Genomic DNA, 19,002 nt, shown 5'->3' on the forward strand with positions numbered 1-19,002 from the left:
ATCTTCAGCCTTCCGGATAGGGCTTCGTCATCAGCATGCCCAGGTCAGGGCGCGATGCAATTTCGCCGCAGAGCCGCAGGCAGGCCCAGGCGGTGGCGAGATTGCTGCTGACCATCGGCTTGCCAATCTCGGCCTCGACCCTGGCCACAACTTGTGCTGCCCGGACCGCCGTGCAGGAGATGAAGAGAGCTTCCGACTCCGGCGCCATCGCCTCGCGGGCAAGCGAAACGATCTCGTCTGGCGCAATCCGCGCCATTTCTCGGTCGTCCTCGAAACCCAGGCAGGTGAAGCGATCGATGGTGAAGCCGAGGCCGGTGAAATAGTCCGCCATCGGCCGGCTCGTCTCGACTGTATAGGGCGTCAGGATCGAGATACGATTCGCACCCACAGCCTTGAGGCCCTTCACTGCCGCAGCCGTCGGCGTCACGACGGGAGCACCCGGCTTGGCGACGCGGATCGCCTCCTCGATGCGGGCGTCACCGATCACCACGGAGGCGGAGGTGCAGGAATACATGACCGCATCCAGTGCCTCATCCGGCAGGATGAGCGCAGCGCCTTCGACCAGCACTGGCTGCATCTTCAGCAGGTTCTCTGGCGTGACCGGATTGGCATAGGGAATGCGGCTAACATAGACACCGATGCGCTCGCTAGCGACCATGCGCTGGAAGTCGACTTCCGTCGTGTGGTCGGTGGCGAGAATGATGAGACCAATCCGCTTTTGAAGCGGGCGGTCGTCCAGTCGCGGCTTCCGGCCGGCAAGCCTTATGTCGACAGAGTTCATGTCAGTCATCCATCCGGGCATAGCGCTCCTCGAGCCAGCGCAGTCCGACGACCGAAACGAGGCTGACGGCGAGGAAGAAGACGCCGACCAGCGTCATCGGCTCGATGTAGCGGTAGTTGCTGTTGGCAATGCTTTTGGCCTGATTCATCAGCTCCAGCACGGTGATGGCCGAGAGCAGCGGCGTTTCCTTGAACATCGCAATGAAATAATTGGCGAGCGCCGGGATCATCGGTGGCACGGCCTGCGGCAGGATGACATGGATCCAGGCTTGCCGTGTGGTGAGATTGGCCGCTTTCGCCGCTTCCCACTGGCCGCGCGGCACGTTTTCGATGCCCGCCCGATAGACTTCCGCCGTATAGGTCGCATAGTGGACGCCGATGCCGATCACGCCGGCAACCAGCGGAGACAGCCGGATGCCGATATCCGGCAGCACGTAGAAGATGAAATAGAGCTGCACGAGAAGCGGCGTGCCGCGGATGAATTCCGCGACGAAGCCAACGGTGCGCGAGACCGCGGCGATCGGCGAACGGCGCGCAATGGCGAGCGCGAGACCGATCACCGCAGCCACCGCCGCACCGAGAATGGTCGCCAGTATGGTGATCTTGAACCCTTCAAGAAGGGTCGGCATGATCTGCCAGACGAAATCCCAATCCCATTCCATGATCAGGTCCTCACGCCATCAAGGCTGCGCGTCATCCGCCGCTCCAGCCAGCGCATCGCCGTTGAAATCGCCCAAGCCATGACGAAGTAGAGGATGAGGATCGTCGTGAAGGGGACGAGCGTATTGCCGGTCTGAGCACGGACGACCTGCGCCTGAAAAGTCAGGTCCGTCAGCGAGATCAGCGATACGACGGCCGTGCCCTTCAAAAGCTCGATGGCATTGTTGCAGAAGGTGGGCAACATCAAAGGCAGCGCCTGCGGCAGGATTACATGGCGCAGGCGCTGATAGCGGGAAAGATTGAGGGCGATACAGGCCTCCCCCTGCTCCCGTCCAATCGCCTTCACGGCACCGCGGACAACTTCTGCGCCGTAAGCGCCGACGTTCAGCCCCAGCGCCAGAACCCCCGCCTGAAGGGGCGTGAGAGTGAGCCCCGCAAAAGGAAGCACGAAATAAACCCAGAAGAGCTGCACGAAGATCGACGTGCCGCGGAAGAACTCAATGTAGGTCGTAGCAAGCGCTCGCACGATGAAGAAGCGCGACAGCCGGCCAAGCCCGGCCAGGAAAGCCATCACCAGCGCTAGAGCCGACCCCATAATGGTCAGCTGCAGCGTTACCAGCGCGCCTTCCAGAATCAGCGACAGATAGCCGGACCAGTCGATCATCAGGCCTTGTTTCCCAGTCTCTTCCGACGAGTTTGCCCCTCATCCGCCTGCCGGCACCTTCTCCCCGTGAGCGAGGGAGAAGGCCGACACGGCACCGCCGGTGCACCCGGCGTAAGGGGTAAATTTATCACTGCGCGGCAGCACACTGCTTATCGCGGGTGGTCGACATCGCAGCCTTGGCGGAGAATCCGTAGGGTTCGATGAGCTTGGCGAACTCGCCAGAATCTTTCAGCTTCTTGAGCTCCACATCAAAGGCATCGCGGAGCGCTACATCCTGCTTGCGGAAGGCCGCGCCATCGCAATAGACCGGCGCGCCGACAACCGGCGCGACGACCTCCAGGTTTGGATCCTTCGCCTTGTCGAGCAGATCATGGATCGAAAGAACCGGAAGCGAATAGACATCGATGCGACCGTCCTGAAGCATCTTGAGACCGCTCTGCCCGTCCGGCACGACGATGACGCGATCGCGAGGCACGCCGGCCTGAAGCGCAAGCTTCTCCTCGGTGCCGCCGCCGGGTGCCCCGATTTTCGCATTTGTGTTGTCGGCGATGTCCTTGTAGCTCGTCAGCTTCAGCGGATTGCCCTTCTTGACGGCAAAAGCTTCCGCATCGCAAAGGATCGGCTCGGAATAGGCAACCGCGTTGCAACGCTCCGGCTTCATGAACAGACCGGCGGTAATGGCATCGTGACGTCCGGCCTGAAGCCCCGGGATCATCGCGCCGTATTCGGAGATCGAGGCAACGACCTCCTTGACGCCGAGACGCTCGAAAATGACGCGGGCGACATCAGGCGCCGCACCCGACACCTTACCGTCGGCACCGACTGCCGTATAGGGCGGCTCGTTGGCGATGGCGATACGGGCAAACCCTTGTTCCTTAAGCTCCTCCAAATCCGCTGCAGATGCAGACATGCCGCCGGCAACGGCGATAAAGGCCGCAATGCCGGCAGCAGTGGCGAGAATTCTTGTCTTCATTGTTCCCTACTCCTCTGGTTTCCTGATCATGTCTTCGGGCTATGTCGCCGCCGCCGGCGGTCAGACGCGGTGCCCCGCCGCGATGATCTTGCGAAGGAACGTCTGCGTGCGCTCCTGCCTGGGATTGCTGAAAATCTCCTCCGGCCTACCTTCCTCAACGATCTTGCCGCGATCGAAGAACAGCACGCGGTCAGCAAATTCGTGGGCAAAGCCCATCTCGTGCGTTACAAGAAGCATGGTCATGTCGGTCTCGGCCGCGAGCCGCTTCATGACGCTCAGCACTTCCTCGACGAGTTCGGGATCGAGCGCCGATGTCACTTCGTCGAACAGCATGATCTTCGGAGAAAGCGCTAGCGCGCGGGCGATCGCCACACGCTGCTTCTGGCCGCCGGAAAGCTGCGCCGGCACGCTTTTCGCCTTGTCTGCCATGCCGACCATATCCAGCAATTCCATCGCCCGCTTTTCGGCGTCTGAACGCGCCACGCCCTGGGTCAGCATCGGCGCCAGCGTGATGTTGTCGAGAACGCATTTGTGCGGAAATAGATTAAAGTGCTGGAAGACCATGCCGATCTTCTTGCGCATGCGATGAAGATGGCGCTCGTCGGCGGGAACCAGATCGGCGCCCTTCTTCATGTGATAAAGCTGCTCGCCGTCGACCTCGATATGTCCGCCGCTGATCGATTCCAGCGTCATCAAAATGCGCAGGATCGTCGTCTTGCCCGAGCCGGAAGGACCGATCAGCGCCAGCTTCTCCCCCGACATCACATCCATTGATAACCCGTCGAGAACGGTCAGCGGACCGAACCTCTTCACGATGTTGTCGATACGGATGATGGGTGATGGCATTCATGTCTCTCCCTGTTGAGACAAGCAATGCATCAACGATGACGGCCCCGCAAAATCATGTCAATTCGGAAAATAATATCATGACAATATTTGTTTGCCTGCACAAACCACAGGCGCCACCATCAAATTGCAAGCAGAAGCTCCTGCGGGTTTCCCTGCGCCAGCGAAGCGACGATCCCGAGCCCGGTGCGCAATTCGCTCTCCGTCGTCGATCCGAGCGAGATGCGGACGGCGGGCGCCCACCCGTGATCGGTCGTATGGAACGACTTACCGGGCGCGATCCCGACGCCGCGTAACCGCGCCTGCGCTACGAAGGCATCTTCAGTATGACCGCAGGAAAGCGGCAGCCACATATGCAGACTCTGGGGATGCGCCCGATACGGCAAACCCGCCAGCATTTCGGCAGCGATGGCATGACGGCTGGCAAGCGCGCGGCGCTGCCAGGCTACCAGTTCCATGGCCGTGCCATCGGCGACCCAGCGTGTCGCGATCTCCGCCATCGCCGGCGTTGCCATCCAGTTGGAGACCAGATGCCGGTTCGCGACGGCGGCAACATAGCGGTCCGGCGCGACAAGGTACCCGATCCGCAATCCTGGAACAGTCGTCTTGGTAAATGTCGTCACGTAGAGCGTCCGCTCCGGCGCAAACGCGGCCATCGGCGGCGCGCGGCCTTCGACCATCGGGCCGAGAACGTCGTTTTCGATGATGGCGATATCATGCCTGGCGGCAACCGCCGCAAGCGCTTCCCGACGACCCGCACTCATCAGAGCGGCCATCGGGTTGATGACCGAAGGCTGCAGGAAGATCGCCCGGATCGGACCTTTGCGGCAGGCCTCGTCCAGCGCTTCGGGGATCATACCCTCCTCGTCGATCGCCAGCCCTTCGAGATGCAGGCCGAGATAGGTCGAGAGCGGAACGAGCGTATGGTGGCTGACTACTTCTGTGGCGACCGTCGAACCGGGCGGTGCGACGCTCATCAACGCCGTTGTCATCCCCGACGTTGCCCCGTTGGTCAAGCTGACATTGAGCGGCGAAACGTCCAAACCGCAACGCGCCAGCCATTCAGTGGCGACGGCGCGATGGCGCGGGAAGACCATGTTGGGCCGGAACGACAAGGCGGAACTCGCCGGCAGGTTTTCAGAGAGCCAGGCAAAAGCCTGTCGCATCTTCTCGACATGGATCTGTTCGCAGACCGGTTTCAGGATCGAAAGGTCGATAACCTCGCCAAGCCTCTCCGGCAGGTAGGGTGGTTCTGGCTCGCGTGGCTGCGTCTGCACGAAACTGCCACGCCCGATCTCGCCGGAAATCAGCCCGCGGCGGATGAGATCGTCATAGGCCCGGCTGACCGTCTGGACCGATAGGCCAAGATCGTCCGCCATACGGCGATGGGTCGGCAGCTTGGTCCCGTTGACAAGCTTTCCCTCCTGAATAGCGCGCGCGATCTGCTCGGCGAGCGAAAGATAGGCCGGTCGGCGGAGTTGGGATGGGTCGGGACGCCAATTTGTCATGAATTCGACTGTGCTTAAAATCAGTTCAATTGACAATGGCAAAACGAATTTTCATTGTCTTTCTCAACAGTGATGCAGACAGGAACCTCCATGAAGCTTGACGCCATAGACTTACGCATTCTGGAAGCAGTCCAGAATGATGGCCGCATCACGAAGCTGGCGCTGGCGGAAAAGGTCGGCCTCTCTCCGACGCCCTGCTGGATGCGCCTGCGCAAGCTTGAAAAGGCTGGCATCGTCGCCGGCTATCATGCCCGGCTTGCGCCGCGAAAGGTCGCGCCGATCGCCAGCGTCATGGTGGAGATCACGCTCGCCAACCATCGCCAGAGCGATTTCGACCGCTTCGAGCGGGTCGTGGCGGCGATTCCGGAGATCACCGCCTGCTGGTCCGTTGGCGGCGGCCTCGACTATATCGCGAAGATCGTGGCTTCCGATATCGACGCCTACCAGCGCCTGATCGATAACCTGCTCAACCGAGAACTCGGCATCGAGCGCTATTTCACCTACATCGTCACTAAGACCGTCAAGGAGGAAACGGGCGTGCCCCTTGCTGCTCTCTTCGGGAGAGACGATAGTCAGCAGCCCTAGACAATCTCTCTGTAAGGCCGGGTCAGTTTAGACCATCTCTCTCTTTTCCCGCTCAGGAATGGACAATCTCTCGCTTCAGCGAGGCGATACTTGAGCCACGACCCTGAACGAGGATCTGGCCATGACCGCAATTTTTGCTCGCCCTGCCTATCACGAGGCCCTGACGCGTCTCTCTGACCGTCACCTGCTGCGCGATCTAGCCTATGTGGATGGACGCTGGGTTGCCGGCGCGGGAGGCCAAAGCTTCCAGGTCACCGATCCCGCCTCTTCTGCGACGCTTGCCTGGGTCGCGAGCCTCGGCGCGGAAGAAACCAGCGCTGCAATCGGTGCCGCCTCGGCCGCCTTTCCTGCTTGGCGAGCAAAGTTGCCGCAGGAGCGGGCGGCGATCCTCAAGGAATGGCACCGGCTGACGCTGGTCTCCAAGGAAGACCTCGCGCTCCTCATGACGCTGGAACAGGGCAAGCCACTCGCCGAGTCCTGCGGGGAGATCGATTATGCCGCCTCGTTTATCGAATGGTATGCCGAGGAGGGCAAGCGCATGAACGCGGAAGGCGTCACCAGCCATCTTCCGGGCGCGGAGATGATCGTCCGCCGGGAGGCGCTCGGCGTCGTCGGCATCGTCACGCCCTGGAATTTTCCCTCTGCCATGGTGACGCGTAAGGCAGGGGCAGCGCTTGCCGCCGGCTGCACGGTCGTTGCCCATCCCTCCTCCGAAACGCCGCTTTCGGCACTCGCACTGGCCGAACTCGCCGAGCGCGCGGGAATGCCGGCGGGGGTGTTCAATGTCGTGACTGGGGATGCTGCCACTATCGTCCGCAAGCTTTGCCAGGATAGCCGAGTGCGGGCGATGAGCTTTACCGGCTCCACCGAGATCGGCCGGCTGATCGCAGCGCAATGCGCGCAGACAATGAAGCGGCTGGTGATGGAGCTCGGCGGCCACGCGCCACTGATTATCTTCGACGACGCCGATGTCGATCGCGCCGCCAATATCGCTATTGCCGCCAAGTTCGCGACCTCCGGCCAGGACTGCCTCGCCGCCAACCGGATATTCGTCCAGCGACCCATCCTCGAAGCTTTCAACACGGCCGTCGCCAAGCAGATTGCTGCTCTGAAAGTCGGCGACGGGCTTGCCGAAGGCGTGGATATCGGCCCGCTGATGCACGAGCGGGCCGTGATGAAGGTCGAGGCGCAGGTGAAGGATGCGCTCGACAAGGGCGCAAGACTGCTGGCCGGCGGCGGACGGCACAAGGCAGGTCCGCTCTTCTTTCAGCCGACGTTGCTCACCGACGTTCCGGTAGATGCTCTGATCATGCGCGAGGAGACCTTCGGACCGGTCGCGGCCGTCACGGCCTTCGACACGGAAGAAGAAGTCGTCGCCCGCGCCAACGACACCGAATACGGGCTCGTCGCCTATGTGGTCACCGAAAACGGCGCGCGACAGATGCGCCTGGGACGCGCGCTCGAATATGGGATGGTCGCGATCAATCGCGTGAAGATCACCGGCGGGCCGATCCCCTTCGGCGGCTGGAAACAGTCCGGGGTCGGACGCGAGGGCTCCCGCCACGGCATCGAGGCCTTCACCGAACTCAAATACCTCTGCATCGACACCACCGCCTGAGTGGTCCCGTAACCTTGAAGGATAGAACCATGCTCGAAAGAAACAACGAACTCACCGCCTGGGACCGGGACCATTTCTTCCATCCGTCGACCCATATGGGCATGCATGCGCGCGGCGAAACGCCAACCCGGGTTATCGGCAGCGGGGAAGGCGTCTACATCACCGACAAGAACGGCCGCACCAGCCTCGATGCGTTTGCCGGCCTCTACTGCGTCAATGTCGGCTACGGCCGCCAGAAGATCGCCGATGCGATCGCCGAACAGGCCCGTAACCTCGCCTACTACCATGCCTATGTCGGCCACGGCACGGAAGCCTCGATCACGCTTGCCAAGATGATTGTCGACCGGGCTCCGAAGGGCATGTCCAGGGTCTATTTCGGCCTTTCCGGCTCCGATGCCAACGAGACCAACATCAAGCTGATCTGGTACTACAACAACATCCTCGGCCGGCCGGAGAAGAAGAAGATCATCTCGCGCTGGCGCGGCTATCACGGCTCCGGCGTCATGACCGGCAGCCTCACCGGCCTCGAACTCTTCCACAAGGCCTTCGATCTGCCGCGCGCGCCGATCCTGCATACCGAAGCGCCCTACTACTTCCGCCGCCCGGACCGCTCGATGAGCGAGGAACAGTTCTCGCAATATTGCGCCGACAAGCTGGAGGAGCTGATCGTCTCGGAAGGTCCCGAGACGATCGCAGCCTTTATCGGCGAGCCGATCCTCGGCACCGGCGGCATCGTGCAGCCGCCGAAGGGCTATTGGGAGAAGATCCAGGCCGTGCTTCAGAAATATGACATCCTGCTCGTCGCCGACGAGGTCGTGACCGGCTTCGGCCGCCTCGGCACCATGTTCGGCTCCGATCATTACGGCATGAAGCCGGACCTCATCACCATCGCCAAAGGCCTGACCTCGGCTTACGCGCCGCTGTCCGGCACGATCGTCTCCGACAAGGTCTGGCAGGTCCTCGTACGGGGTTCAGATCAGCTCGGTGCGATCGGTCACGGCTGGACCTATTCAGCCCATCCGATCTGCGCGGCGGCCGGTATCGCCAATCTCGAACTGATCGACGAGATGGGACTGGTTCAGAATGCCGCCGAAACCGGGGCCTATTTCCGCTCCAGGCTTGCCGAAGCCGTTGCGGACCACAAGCATGTCGGCGAGGTGCGCGGTGACGGCCTGATGGCAGCGGTCGAGTTCGTGGAGGATAAGGACGACCGCAAGTTCTTCGATCCGTCTCAGAAGATCGGCCCGCAGATTGCGGCTGCACTTCTGGAGCGTGGCGTCATCGGACGCGCCATGCCGCAAGGCGATATTCTTGGCTTTGCGCCCCCTCTTTGCCTCACGCGTGAGGAAGCGGATATCGTCGTAAAGGCGACGGCTGAAGCGATCGACAACGTCTTCGCCAACCGCTGACGGGAGAAAAGACATATGGCTTCAATCCCCGAAACGATGGCGGCCATCCTGCTGACCGGCCACGGTGGGCTCGACAAGCTCGTCTACCGGCAGGACGTTCCGGTGCCGAAACCTGTCGCGGGTGAGGTTCTCATCCGCGTGACAGGCTGCGGCATGAACAACACCGATGTATGGGTGCGCCAGGGTGCCTACGGCACCGAGGATGACCCCGGTGCCGTCTCCACCTGGCGGCGGCAGGGCAACACCCTCACTTTCCCGCGCATCCAGGGCGCCGATACCGTCGGCCACATCGTCGCTGTCGGCGAGGGCGTCGATCCCGCGCGGATCGGCGAGCGGGTGACGGTCGATTTCTCCATCTATAACCGTGAGGACGACAGCCTCGCGGACATCGATTACATGGGGCACGGCCGCGACGGCGGTTATGCCGAATACATGACGCTGCCGGCCGAGAACGCTCTTGTGGTCGACACTGACATGAGCGACATCGAGCTTGCGACCTTCTGCTGTGCCTATCTGACCGGCGAGCGAATGCTGGAGCGGGCGAGGCTCTCAGCCGGTGAACGGGTGCTCGTCACCGGTGCTTCGGGCGGCGTCGGCTCGGCAATCATCCAGCTTGCGCGGGCGCGCGGTGCCATTCCGATCGCGATTGCCGGTCCCGGCAAGGAAGGCGCCATGCTCGATATCGGTGCCGAAGCGGTGGTGACGCGCGGTAAGGGTGACCTTGCGGAAGCGGTGGCCGAAGCGACGGGCGGGCAGCCCATCGATGTCGTTGCCGACCTCGTGGCCGGGCCAATGTTCAACGATCTCCTGAAAATCCTGCGTCCGGAAGGGCGCTATACCACAGCAGGCGCGATCGCCGGTCCGGTCGTGCAACTCGATCTACGCACGATGTATCTGAAGCAACTGGAACTGCACGGCTCCAGCCAGGGAAGCCGAGCCGATTTCCGTCGTCTCGTCGACTATATCGAAAGCGGAAAAATCCGGCCGCTGGTCGGCGGCGTCTATCCGCTGTCGGAATTTCACCGGGCGCAGACGGATTTCATGGCCAAGAACTTCGTCGGCAAACTGGTCGTCGTCCCCGATCCCTGAAACGCTTCGGTCGTCAACATCCGAAAGGCGCGGAAGCCGAACCTGGGAATGCGGCGCTGTATCTTGATCGTTCCACGATTTCCACGCATCGGAGCACCCTCAGCACTCCGATGCGTGGAAATGTTATGCAGGGGCCATCTTGCGGTCCGGGCCGTATCGCTGTGGTGAGGTCACCAAAGCAGAGCTTCCGCTGCCGTCGTTCCGCACCGGAGATCAAGCCACGAGCACGTTGTCTCCCAGATTGAGGCCGATCAGCAATGGGTCGTGGTCCGACGTTCCATAGACATCGTCATTGTAGAAGGCCGGGTTCTTGAACTCAGTCGAATAGCTGAGCAGATCGGGTTCCTGCGCATTGATGTGCCATTCCGCCACACCGCTGACCTGGCTGGCAAGAGACTGCGAAGATAGCCCCTGATCGAGCGTTCCCTGCTGTCCGTCGAAGATGTAACTGAACGCGTTCTCCTGGCCGATGAAACTGTCGATCAGATCGGCGTAGCCTGCATCGCGAAGCGCATCGACCGGATCTTCCTGGGCATAGGAATTGAGGTCACCGATAATCAGGACATCACTATCGCTGACGCCGTTTTGCGCAAGATAGCCGTCAGGATTGTCAGCCGACAGCCATTCGGCGAGTTGCTGTGCGGCTGCCGTCCGCGTGGCGTTGAAAGCACCCTGCCCGTCCCCCTGATCGGCATCGGCGCCCGTACCGGTGCCGCCCTTCGACTTCAGATGGTTGACCGAGACAGTGAATTGCTCGCCGGTGCCGATCTCTGCGAAGGTCGCCGTGACAGCCGGCCGGCTCTGCTGCTGGGTGCCGTCGTCGAAAACAAGGAAATCGGAGGCGACGAGGCTGACCTCGTTGGTCTTGTAGATGAGGCCGGTGGTAATGGCATCCGTTCCGATAAAGCCGTCGGAACCCGGTTCGGTCGGGTCGACGAAGGCATAGGTTACGCCGGGTTCGGCGGCGGCGTTCAAGGCATCGACCAGGGTTGCGATTGCCGAAGCATCGTCGAAACCATTGTTCTCCAGCTCTTGAAGCCCGAAGACGCTGGCGTCGATCTGCAGCATTGCTTCCACGATCTTGTCGGTCTGACGCACCAGATCCTCCGCGGTGGTCGCTCCGCGAGGCTCGAGATTGTTCGGACCTGACCCTGCGCCAGAGCCATCATCCAGGGTGGTGAAGAAGTTGAGGAGATTGAAGCTGGACACTGTCAGCCGGCCACCGAGATCGTCCGGCGCATCCGGACGGGCAAGCCCGTTGGTCGTCTCATCGACCGGAAGGACACCGTCTACCAGCATCTTGTACTCGCCGAAACTATAGCTGAGGACACCGTCGACCGATCCGGCGAGCTCCGCCCCGAGCCTCAGCGTCGGCCCGTCCTCGGTGAATGTATCGCCGGCATCCAGATAACCGTTGCCGTTGTCCCCGGCGGAGGCAGGGACATAACGGAACTCGTCCGGATTCTGGGCGGACGAGCCATCGTCCAGGGTCAGCCGATTGTTGGCATTGGCCTCCATCAGCGCCTGGATCTCTTCCTGCTGCGTGGTGGGGTCATAAATCTGAGTGGGCTGATATTGGGAGCCGGCAGACACCGGGATTTCGCCATAACGGTCGAGATCGAAATTCTCGATCACGGTCAGCGGGTCATCCGTGCCGCTTGCCAGCGTGATCGCCATTCCCTCGTAATGTTCGAGATTGGCGGCAAAGTCCGGTGAAAGAGTGATCGATGCCGAGCCCGGCTGAGCGTTGCCGCTCGAAATGGAGATGATATCGGTGACATCGGTGATTTCGGTAAAATCGAAATATTCGGCCACCGTTCCGGCGACTTCCACATGGTCGCCGACGGTTACGCTCGGAATTCCCCCGGTAAAGACGAAGATGCCTTCCGACGTGGTGCTGTCCCCATCGGCATCGCCGTCTTCCTCCTGAAGGTAGAAGCCGTCTGCAACCGTGTAGGTCACGATTGCAGAAACGAGCACATATTCGCCGACGAGGAAGCTGGCAGTACCGTTACCCTGAACCTCGGAAATGAGATAGGCGGTCGGCTCACCGCCACCGCCGGGATCACTTTCATTGGCGGCACCCGGGGTCTGGTCCTGCGGACCGACCCAATCGGTCGGACCGTCACCGGTCCGCTGCAGCGACAGGCCCGCAGCCTCGTTGCCCGCCTCCGCCACACCGATATCGGTCGAGGTCGTGCCCGCAGCGGCTCCGTTCGACGCCGTAAAGCTCCCTTCATAAGACAGGAATTCGATCAGCGTACCGTTATCGGAGAGCGCCACGCCGTCCGGCGCGCCGTTCTGGATGCCGTTGGCCGGTAGCTCCCACACGTAATAGTCGTATTCGCCGTCCGAGGTCATCGAAAGGCTGGAAACGTCCGCCGAACCATAGATGGAGCCGCCATTTCCGTTATAGAGTTCGACTAGGAGTCCCGAGACATCGGCGCCGACAGCAACGCGGATCTCGATGAATTCGCCCGTATCGGTGCCGGCATTGTCGTAGTGGATTTCGTTTATGCGCGGTGCGACGGGAGCGGCTTCATCCGCCCCATTGATAGTGATCGTAACGTCCTGTTCGGTCCCGTCCGTGCTCACGACTGTGAAACTGTCGGTGAGGCTCTCACCATCGTCGAGCGCATCGACAGCAGCATTGTCGCTGTCGAGCGTATAGGTCCAGTTGCCTTCTTCGTCGATGCTGTAGGTACCGTAGCCCATAACGCTCGACTGGTCGCCCGCAGCTCGGAAGCGATCGTCATTATCGACATCGTCGGCGACGAGCCGGCCGGTCGCGGTCGGCATTCCCGATCCAGCACCGCCAGCCTCGGTTACCAACCCGCTAGCATCACCGGTAATGACAGCGGCATCATTCGCACCGGTGATCGTCACTTCCAAGGTTGCAGTGCCGGTGCCGCCCCTGCCGTCGTCAACCGTATAGGTGAAGCTGTCGACGGCGGCTTCACCTTCGTTCAGATACTGGAAAATATTGCCTGGACCGTAGGAGACGACACCGCTCGCAAGCGAGACGGATGCGCCGGCCGTGCTTGTCCCCGAAACGGCAGTGACCGAGATCCGGTCTCCATCGAAGTCCCGGTCGTTCGCAGTCAGGTCGCGCACGCTGATCGCAAGTGCGCCATCCTCATCCGTCGACACCGCATCGTCGCCGGCAAGCACGGCATTGTTGCGCCCATCGAGATAGAGCGTATAGCTGCTTGCGGTAAAGCGGATGGCTTCGATATCGTTGAGGATATCCTGATCACCATCGGCGTCGGTCATCGTAAAGAAGATGTCGGACAGGCGTGTGATCTGCGGCAGGCGATAATCGGATATGCTTCCCGAATAGATCGCAGTGTCGAAACCCCGCCCGCCGGAGATCAGATCGCTGCCGTCGCCGCCCTCGATCTGATCATTTCCGTCCCCCGCAATGACTAAGTCATTCCCCGCGCCTGCCTCGATGCGGTCATCACCGCCAAGACCGGTGATGATGTCGTTACCTGGGCTACCCTCGATATGATCGGCCAGGCGGGTCCCAAAATAGAGCCGTGGGAGGGAAAAGAAGAAGGACATCTATGCAACCCCTTGTTGGAGGACGATGGATGGCTTGACATAGCAGCCGACTACGACAGTCGCTTGACATATGCTAATTAGCAAGGACGGGCAGGTCCTACGTGCCGATCGTCTATGCTTAGCGACGTCTTCGGCTTAGTCCTCCCGAAACGCCCGATTGAAGCTGTCAACGATCGGTCTCGTCAGATACTCGAAAAAGGTGCGCTCGCTCGTCTTGATGTAGGTTTCCACCGGCATGCCGGGATAGATCTGCTCCATCTTGATTTCCGGCGGCAGCGCATCGGTCATGCGCAACCGCGCGGTGTAGTAGGGCTGGTCATTGTTGTTCTGATCGACCAGCCGGTCAGCCGAGAGGTAGAACACGGTCGCATCAACGGTCGGCGTCGTGCGGGTATTGAGCGCGCTGAAGCGCAACCGCGCCTCTTGCCCCACCTTGATGACGTCCACATCCTGCGGGGAAACGCGTGCTTCAATCATCAGGCTGGATGCGGTTGGAAGAAGTTCGAGCAGGGTGTCGCCCGGACGGACAACACTCCCGCGGCTGTTAAATGCCATTTCAACGATGATCCCGTCGCTCGGCGACCGGATCACGATCCGGTCTAGAATGGCCTTGGCCGCACGTCGCTGCTCATCGGCGTCAGCAATTTGGACGCGCACCTCGTTGAGCTCGGAGATTGCCGTCTCGACGCGCTGCGTCTTCAGCCTGGCTATTTGTTCCTCGGCTTCGGCGATTTGTGTGCGCGATGTCAGAATGGACGCCTTCGTCTGGCCAAGCTCGCCCAGAAGGTCGGCCTCGCTTCGCAGCAGAGCCGTATACTCGGACCGATCCGTCAGGCCTTTGTCCAGCAGCCCCTTCTTCCGTTCTGCTTCCTCCTGGACGACCTCGATCTGCCGTTCCACTGCGATCTGCTGAGCTGCCATTCCTTCGATCTGATCATTCAGCGCATTGATACGTTGCTGCAGGATGGCAGCTTCCTGACGGTGGCGTGCCAGGCGTGCCGTGAATTCGGCCGACTGCTCGGCAAGGACGTCGCTTTCGCCTCCCGGCCCGGTCGTTCTTTCGAGACTTTCCGGAAAGACAAGCTGATCGACGCCATCCCGCTCGGCCGTAAGCCGCGTGGCGCGTGCCGAAAGGGCAACGAGTTGCTTCTGGATTCGATTGTACTGGACGAGAGCACTGGTTCCATCGAGTTCGAAGAGCGGTTGCCCGGCTTTGACGCGGGCGCCTTCCTGAACGAGAATCTTGTCGACGATACCACCTTCCAGATGCTGAACACGCTGGTTTTGCCCGGCAGCAGCAACGACACCCGGCGCAACGGCGGCGCCGGCCAGCGGAGCAAGCGATGCCCAGGCGCCAAAACCAAAGATGAAAAGAAAGGTCGCGCCAAGCCCGACAGCCGCGACCCGCCGCGTACTGGTCGGAACACCTCTGGCCCAATCTGCTTTGTCGTTCATCTCCGTCATTCTCCGGCAGCTGCCTCAACGCCTGACATCGGTGGCACTGGCAAACTGTCCAAGCACAACAGGCTGCGAGGCATTGCCGGCACCCCGCCTTTGGCTCTCCCGCAGAGCCTGCGCCTTTTCGGCCTGACGCCGAAGTACCTCCTCGCGAGGGCCGTATTCTTCCAGGCTTCCATCACGCATGACCATGATGCGGTCCGCTGTTTCGACGACCGAGCGTCTTTGCGTTGCGATGAGGACGGTGATCGCCTCCGCTTTCGCCATCGCAAGCGCTCGCTCTAGAGCCTTCTCGCCCTCAATATCGAGATTTGCGTTCGGCTCGTCGAGGACCAGGATCTTCGGCTTGCCGAAGAAGGCCCGGGCGAGGCCAACACGTTGGCGCTGCCCGCCGGAAAGCTGGAAGCCGCCGGGTCCGATCATCGTGTCGTAGGCTTTCGGCAGTTTCAGAACGAGATCGTCCACCTGCGCTTCCTGGGCTGCGCGGACGATGGCCTCGCTGGAGGCATTCGGATCAAAGCGGGCGATATTCTGCGCGATGGTTCCCGGCAGAAGCTCGACGTCCTGCGCGAGATAGCCGATATATTGGCCAAGACGATCGGGGTTCCAATTGCGAATGTCGGCGCCGTCGATCCGCACAGCACCCGATCTCGGCTCGATGGCTCCGATCAGCGTGCGCATGAGGGTGGTTTTTCCCGCCCCGGAAGGCCCGATGATGGCCACACATGCGCCTGCGGGAATCGTCGCGCTGATGCGCTTCAACAATGGCTCGCCGGCCTGCGCACTCGCGCGGCCCGCTGCCTCACTTGCCGGAGGAAAGACAATGACCGCTTCGAAGCTCACCTCACCCCGCGGGGCAGGAAGTTCCGTGCGCGTCTCGGCCGGTCTCACGACGGCAAGAGCCTCGGTCAGGCGCTTCCACGCCTTGCGCGCTTCGATAAACCCCTTCCAGCCACCGATTACCTGATCGATAGGCTGGAGACCGCGCCCCGAGATCAGTGAGGCGGCGAAGATCATCCCCGCTGTCATCTCGCCGGCAAGCACGAGATAGCCGCCATAACCGAGGGTGGCGATCTGGAGGCTTAGGCGCAGGACACGCGAAAGACCGGCAAAGAAGGCATTGGTTGAATTCACCCGATCCTGTGCGGCAAGAGACAGAGCCTCCTCCGAACCCCAGCGATGGACGATGTTGGGTCTCATTCCCATCGCCTTCAGGCTTTCCGCATTCCGGACGAAAGCCTGGGCGGCAAGCGTCGCATTCATCTGACGAATGCCGGCATCGCCTGCTGCCTTGTCGCTCGCCCACTGGTTGGCTATCGCGATCGCGACGAGCACGACCACCCCCATCACTGTCAGCCAGAAGAGATTTGGATGGATGAGATAGAGAAGCGCGATGAAAAAAGGAGCGAAGGGCAGATCGAGAAAGGCGAAGAGCCCGCGCCCGGAAATAAAGCCTCGAACGGCCTGAAGGTCGCGAAGCGGCTGGACATCGCCAAGGCTTGCGCGAGGACCGGCCATCGAAGCCTGAAGTGCGTCCGCACCAACCGCGACTTCGAGACGGCTGGCGAGCCGGCTGGCCATGATCGCACGCACGCTATCGACGATACCAAGCAGAAAAAGAGTGCCGAGAGCAATGATGGAGATATAAATCAGCGTCTCGATGGAGGCCGATGGCAGCACTCGATCATAGACTTGAAGCATGTAAATTGGCTGAATAAGCAGCAGCAGATTTACGAAGAATCCAAAACCGAAGAGCCCCGCGAGACCCCGGCGAAAGGTGGCGGCAAGTCGCTCTCCGCCCTGCATTCGTAGATAGTCCCCTTGCAATATCTTCTCCGCATTTGCCGAGCGCCATCAACCGTCTCAGGCGATGATCCTTTCCTGCATCATACGCATGTGAAGAAGAAATGACACGCGGATGATATGTCCCGAATTTGCAGTGGTGACATCGCCTCAGCGTCAGGCGATCGATTGAAGCGCCTGAAAAAGCTGCACGAGCCACGAATGTCAGGCCCTGATATGCCGTTCCTGATCCTAAACTTGGTAAGATGGTCCTTCGAGCGACAGAGCGTCAACGGATGGCAAAAACGGCCGGCTCGCCAGCCGTTACCGTCGCTGACGACGAGTGACTTGAGCGCATTTCAAGCGAGCAAATCATTCGCTGTTTGATCGTTCAGGGAATAGGCGTGAATGTAATCTATCTGGAATTCCGCTCCATCATTGAAATCCTCAGACGGAGTTCCAGCCACTCCTCCAACCGCGAGGTTGACGAGCATATACATTGGATCATGCATGTCGGAGGGGGTGTCGGCGTGCGCAACGGCCACGTCGTCGAAATACCAGACAATCTGGTCCTCGCCCCAAAGAACACCGTAGGTGTGGAAGCCATCCGTGCTCGGAACCTTGACCGCCGTGGAATCCTTGGTCTGCGAGCCCGTCTCGTTTGAGTGGACAGTGACATGCACGGTATTTGGGTCCTGCCCCCGCATCTCAACGACGTCGAGTTCAGGAGGCCAGGAACCGTCTTCGGGCAAAAGCCAGAATGCCGGCCAGGCGCCCTGCTCCGTTGGCATGTCGGCGCGGATCTCGAAATAACCGTAGGTCTGGGCGAAAGAGGAATGCGTGGTGAGGATGCCGGATGTGTAGTCGTAGCCATCGATCTGCGACTTGAGAGCATCCGGCGTTGGAGCAGCCGTGATGGTTAGAACGCCGTTCTCGACCGAAAATGGATTGACGGCAGCCGTCCCCCCATAGGAAGGGTTGATGTACCATTGCAGCTCACTGTTGCCCGGCAGAGTACTGCCTCTTTCGGGGGCCCACCAGAACTTCGAATCCCAGGTACCTTCATCACCGTTGCGCAAGGACAAGGTGTTGAATTCGTCGGCGAAAGTCAGCGTGAGAGCCGACCGATCGAGCGTGAGCTGGAACTGATCCGCACTGAGATCCGCTGCAGTCGTGTCTGCCAGGACAAGGCTTTCGCCACCACCGAGATTCAGCCGCAGGTCGGCGCCCTCCTGTGTGGCGTGGCTGAGGACCTGATCGAACGTCGACAGCCCGTAGCTGTTCAATCGGATCGTATCGTCACTGCTGAAATCGACAATGAGGTCGCTGCCGTTGCCGCCGGTGAGGATGAAGGTGTCGGAACCGCCGCCGCCGATGAGGACATCGTTTCCATCACCACCGTCGATCGTCTGGCTGCCTGAAGCACCGGAGATGATATTGTCGGCATTGTTGCCGAAGGCGTAACGGCCGTTACCCGTGACAGTCAGGTTCTCGAAGTTCTCGGGTAACGTATAGCTCATCCAGGTGTTGATGGTGTCGATACCCGCGTCCGAGGCTTCCACTGCACGATTGATGCTGGAATAGAGGTAGTAGATATCGTCGCCGGTACCGCCCCGCATCGTGACATTGACCGAACTATCGCCCCATATCGAATCGTTGCCGGCGGTGCCATAAAGCACGGGGCCTGAGCCGGTCGCCGAGAACCAGGCGCGTGATGTACCGCTGTAGTAGAGTGTTTCACCTACGGCATTCTGTATCGACTGCGACATGGTCAGCTCCTTTGGTTGCCTCCCATGTCGACGCTAACATTGCAGCACCATCATGGCACGCCTAAAACGTCCGGGTGGCTGATTCTCGGGCATAGCCTCCCCTCATGCTTACCATCCCCTCATTATCGGCACATGGGCTGTTCCGATCTGGAGCACGCGTCAACGGCTGCTCCTCGCCAGGCTCAGCAACATCGGGCACGGCGATTTCGACCTGCCGAATTCTGGCTCTCTCATGGCGGAAGATATCGTTCACCGACCGAACACGGATGCAGGAAACAAGAAAGGGGAACTCAAACG

The 19,002-nt window shown here is 60.8% G+C and carries 14 protein-coding genes; 4 read left to right on the top strand and 10 right to left on the bottom strand.

Translation table 11 applies throughout. The features are described from left to right. Positions 1 to 4: 4 nt before the first annotated feature. From eutA to ehuR, 6 genes are all read right to left on the bottom strand, one after another. Entirely contained in the window at positions 5 to 781 is a 777-nt protein-coding gene (gene eutA, locus J2046_RS06050; protein WP_233469558.1) for an ectoine utilization protein EutA, read from the bottom strand. Position 782: 1 nt separating this feature from the next. Beyond that, positions 783 to 1,442 carry an ectoine/hydroxyectoine ABC transporter permease subunit EhuD gene (gene ehuD, locus J2046_RS06055; protein ID WP_210050257.1) on the bottom strand — a complete coding sequence of 220 codons (660 nt, stop codon included), beginning with the start codon at positions 1,440 to 1,442 and terminating at the stop codon, positions 783 to 785. A gap of 2 nt (positions 1,443 to 1,444) precedes the next feature. Continuing rightward, positions 1,445 to 2,104 carry an ectoine/hydroxyectoine ABC transporter permease subunit EhuC gene (gene ehuC, locus J2046_RS06060; RefSeq protein WP_210050258.1) on the bottom strand — a complete coding sequence of 220 codons (660 nt, stop codon included), beginning with the start codon at positions 2,102 to 2,104 and terminating at the stop codon, positions 1,445 to 1,447. A gap of 127 nt (positions 2,105 to 2,231) precedes the next feature. Continuing rightward, positions 2,232 to 3,077 (bottom strand): ectoine/hydroxyectoine ABC transporter substrate-binding protein EhuB, encoded by an 846-nt coding sequence (gene ehuB / locus J2046_RS06065; protein ID WP_210050259.1) that lies wholly within the window; start codon positions 3,075 to 3,077, stop codon positions 2,232 to 2,234. Between the two features lie 60 nt (positions 3,078 to 3,137). Further along, positions 3,138 to 3,923, bottom strand: a complete 786-nt coding sequence (gene ehuA / locus J2046_RS06070; RefSeq protein ID WP_210050260.1) for an ectoine/hydroxyectoine ABC transporter ATP-binding protein EhuA — start codon at positions 3,921 to 3,923, stop codon at positions 3,138 to 3,140. A 122-nt stretch (positions 3,924 to 4,045) separates the two neighbouring features. Then, entirely contained in the window at positions 4,046 to 5,431 is a 1,386-nt protein-coding gene (gene ehuR, locus J2046_RS06075; protein WP_210050261.1) for a MocR-like ectoine utilization transcription factor EhuR, read from the bottom strand. A gap of 90 nt (positions 5,432 to 5,521) precedes the next feature. Here ehuR and J2046_RS06080 point away from each other — a divergent pair, with 90 nt between their 5' ends. The 4 genes from J2046_RS06080 (at position 5,522) to J2046_RS06095 (ending at position 10,132) form a co-directional block, all read left to right on the top strand. After that, the gene (locus J2046_RS06080; protein ID WP_210050263.1) at positions 5,522 to 6,016 is read left to right on the top strand and encodes an Lrp/AsnC family transcriptional regulator; all 495 of its coding nucleotides are present in this window, start codon (positions 5,522 to 5,524) and stop codon (positions 6,014 to 6,016) included. A 121-nt stretch (positions 6,017 to 6,137) separates the two neighbouring features. After that, positions 6,138 to 7,634 (top strand): NAD-dependent succinate-semialdehyde dehydrogenase, encoded by a 1,497-nt coding sequence (locus J2046_RS06085; RefSeq protein ID WP_210050264.1) that lies wholly within the window; start codon positions 6,138 to 6,140, stop codon positions 7,632 to 7,634. Between the two features lie 29 nt (positions 7,635 to 7,663). After that, a complete protein-coding gene (locus J2046_RS06090; RefSeq protein ID WP_210050266.1) occupies positions 7,664 to 9,043 on the top strand; it encodes an aspartate aminotransferase family protein in 1,380 nt (459 codons plus the stop codon). 15 nt (positions 9,044 to 9,058) lie between these two features. Then, positions 9,059 to 10,132, top strand: a complete 1,074-nt coding sequence (locus J2046_RS06095) for an alcohol dehydrogenase family protein (RefSeq protein WP_210050267.1) — start codon at positions 9,059 to 9,061, stop codon at positions 10,130 to 10,132. A gap of 213 nt (positions 10,133 to 10,345) precedes the next feature. Here the strand turns inward: J2046_RS06095 and J2046_RS06100 are convergent, their stop codons facing one another. From J2046_RS06100 to eglC, 4 genes are all read right to left on the bottom strand, one after another. Continuing rightward, complete coding sequence (locus tag J2046_RS06100) at positions 10,346 to 13,696, bottom strand: ExeM/NucH family extracellular endonuclease (RefSeq protein ID WP_210050269.1); 3,351 nt, start codon at positions 13,694 to 13,696, stop codon at positions 10,346 to 10,348. A gap of 135 nt (positions 13,697 to 13,831) precedes the next feature. Further along, positions 13,832 to 15,151, bottom strand: coding sequence for an HlyD family type I secretion periplasmic adaptor subunit (locus tag J2046_RS06105; RefSeq protein ID WP_037153315.1), 1,320 nt, complete (start codon positions 15,149 to 15,151; stop codon positions 13,832 to 13,834). A 24-nt stretch (positions 15,152 to 15,175) separates the two neighbouring features. Next, positions 15,176 to 16,960 (bottom strand): type I secretion system permease/ATPase, encoded by a 1,785-nt coding sequence (locus J2046_RS06110; protein WP_210050270.1) that lies wholly within the window; start codon positions 16,958 to 16,960, stop codon positions 15,176 to 15,178. Between the two features lie 335 nt (positions 16,961 to 17,295). After that, positions 17,296 to 18,705: an endo-1,3-1,4-beta-glycanase EglC gene (eglC, locus tag J2046_RS06115; protein ID WP_210050271.1), complete on the bottom strand. Its 1,410-nt coding sequence runs from the start codon at positions 18,703 to 18,705 to the stop codon at positions 17,296 to 17,298. Between the last annotated feature and the right edge of the window lie 297 nt (positions 18,706 to 19,002).

This window comes from Neorhizobium petrolearium (genome assembly GCF_017873175.1).
GTDB classification, from domain to species: Bacteria; Pseudomonadota; Alphaproteobacteria; order Rhizobiales; family Rhizobiaceae; genus Neorhizobium; species Neorhizobium petrolearium.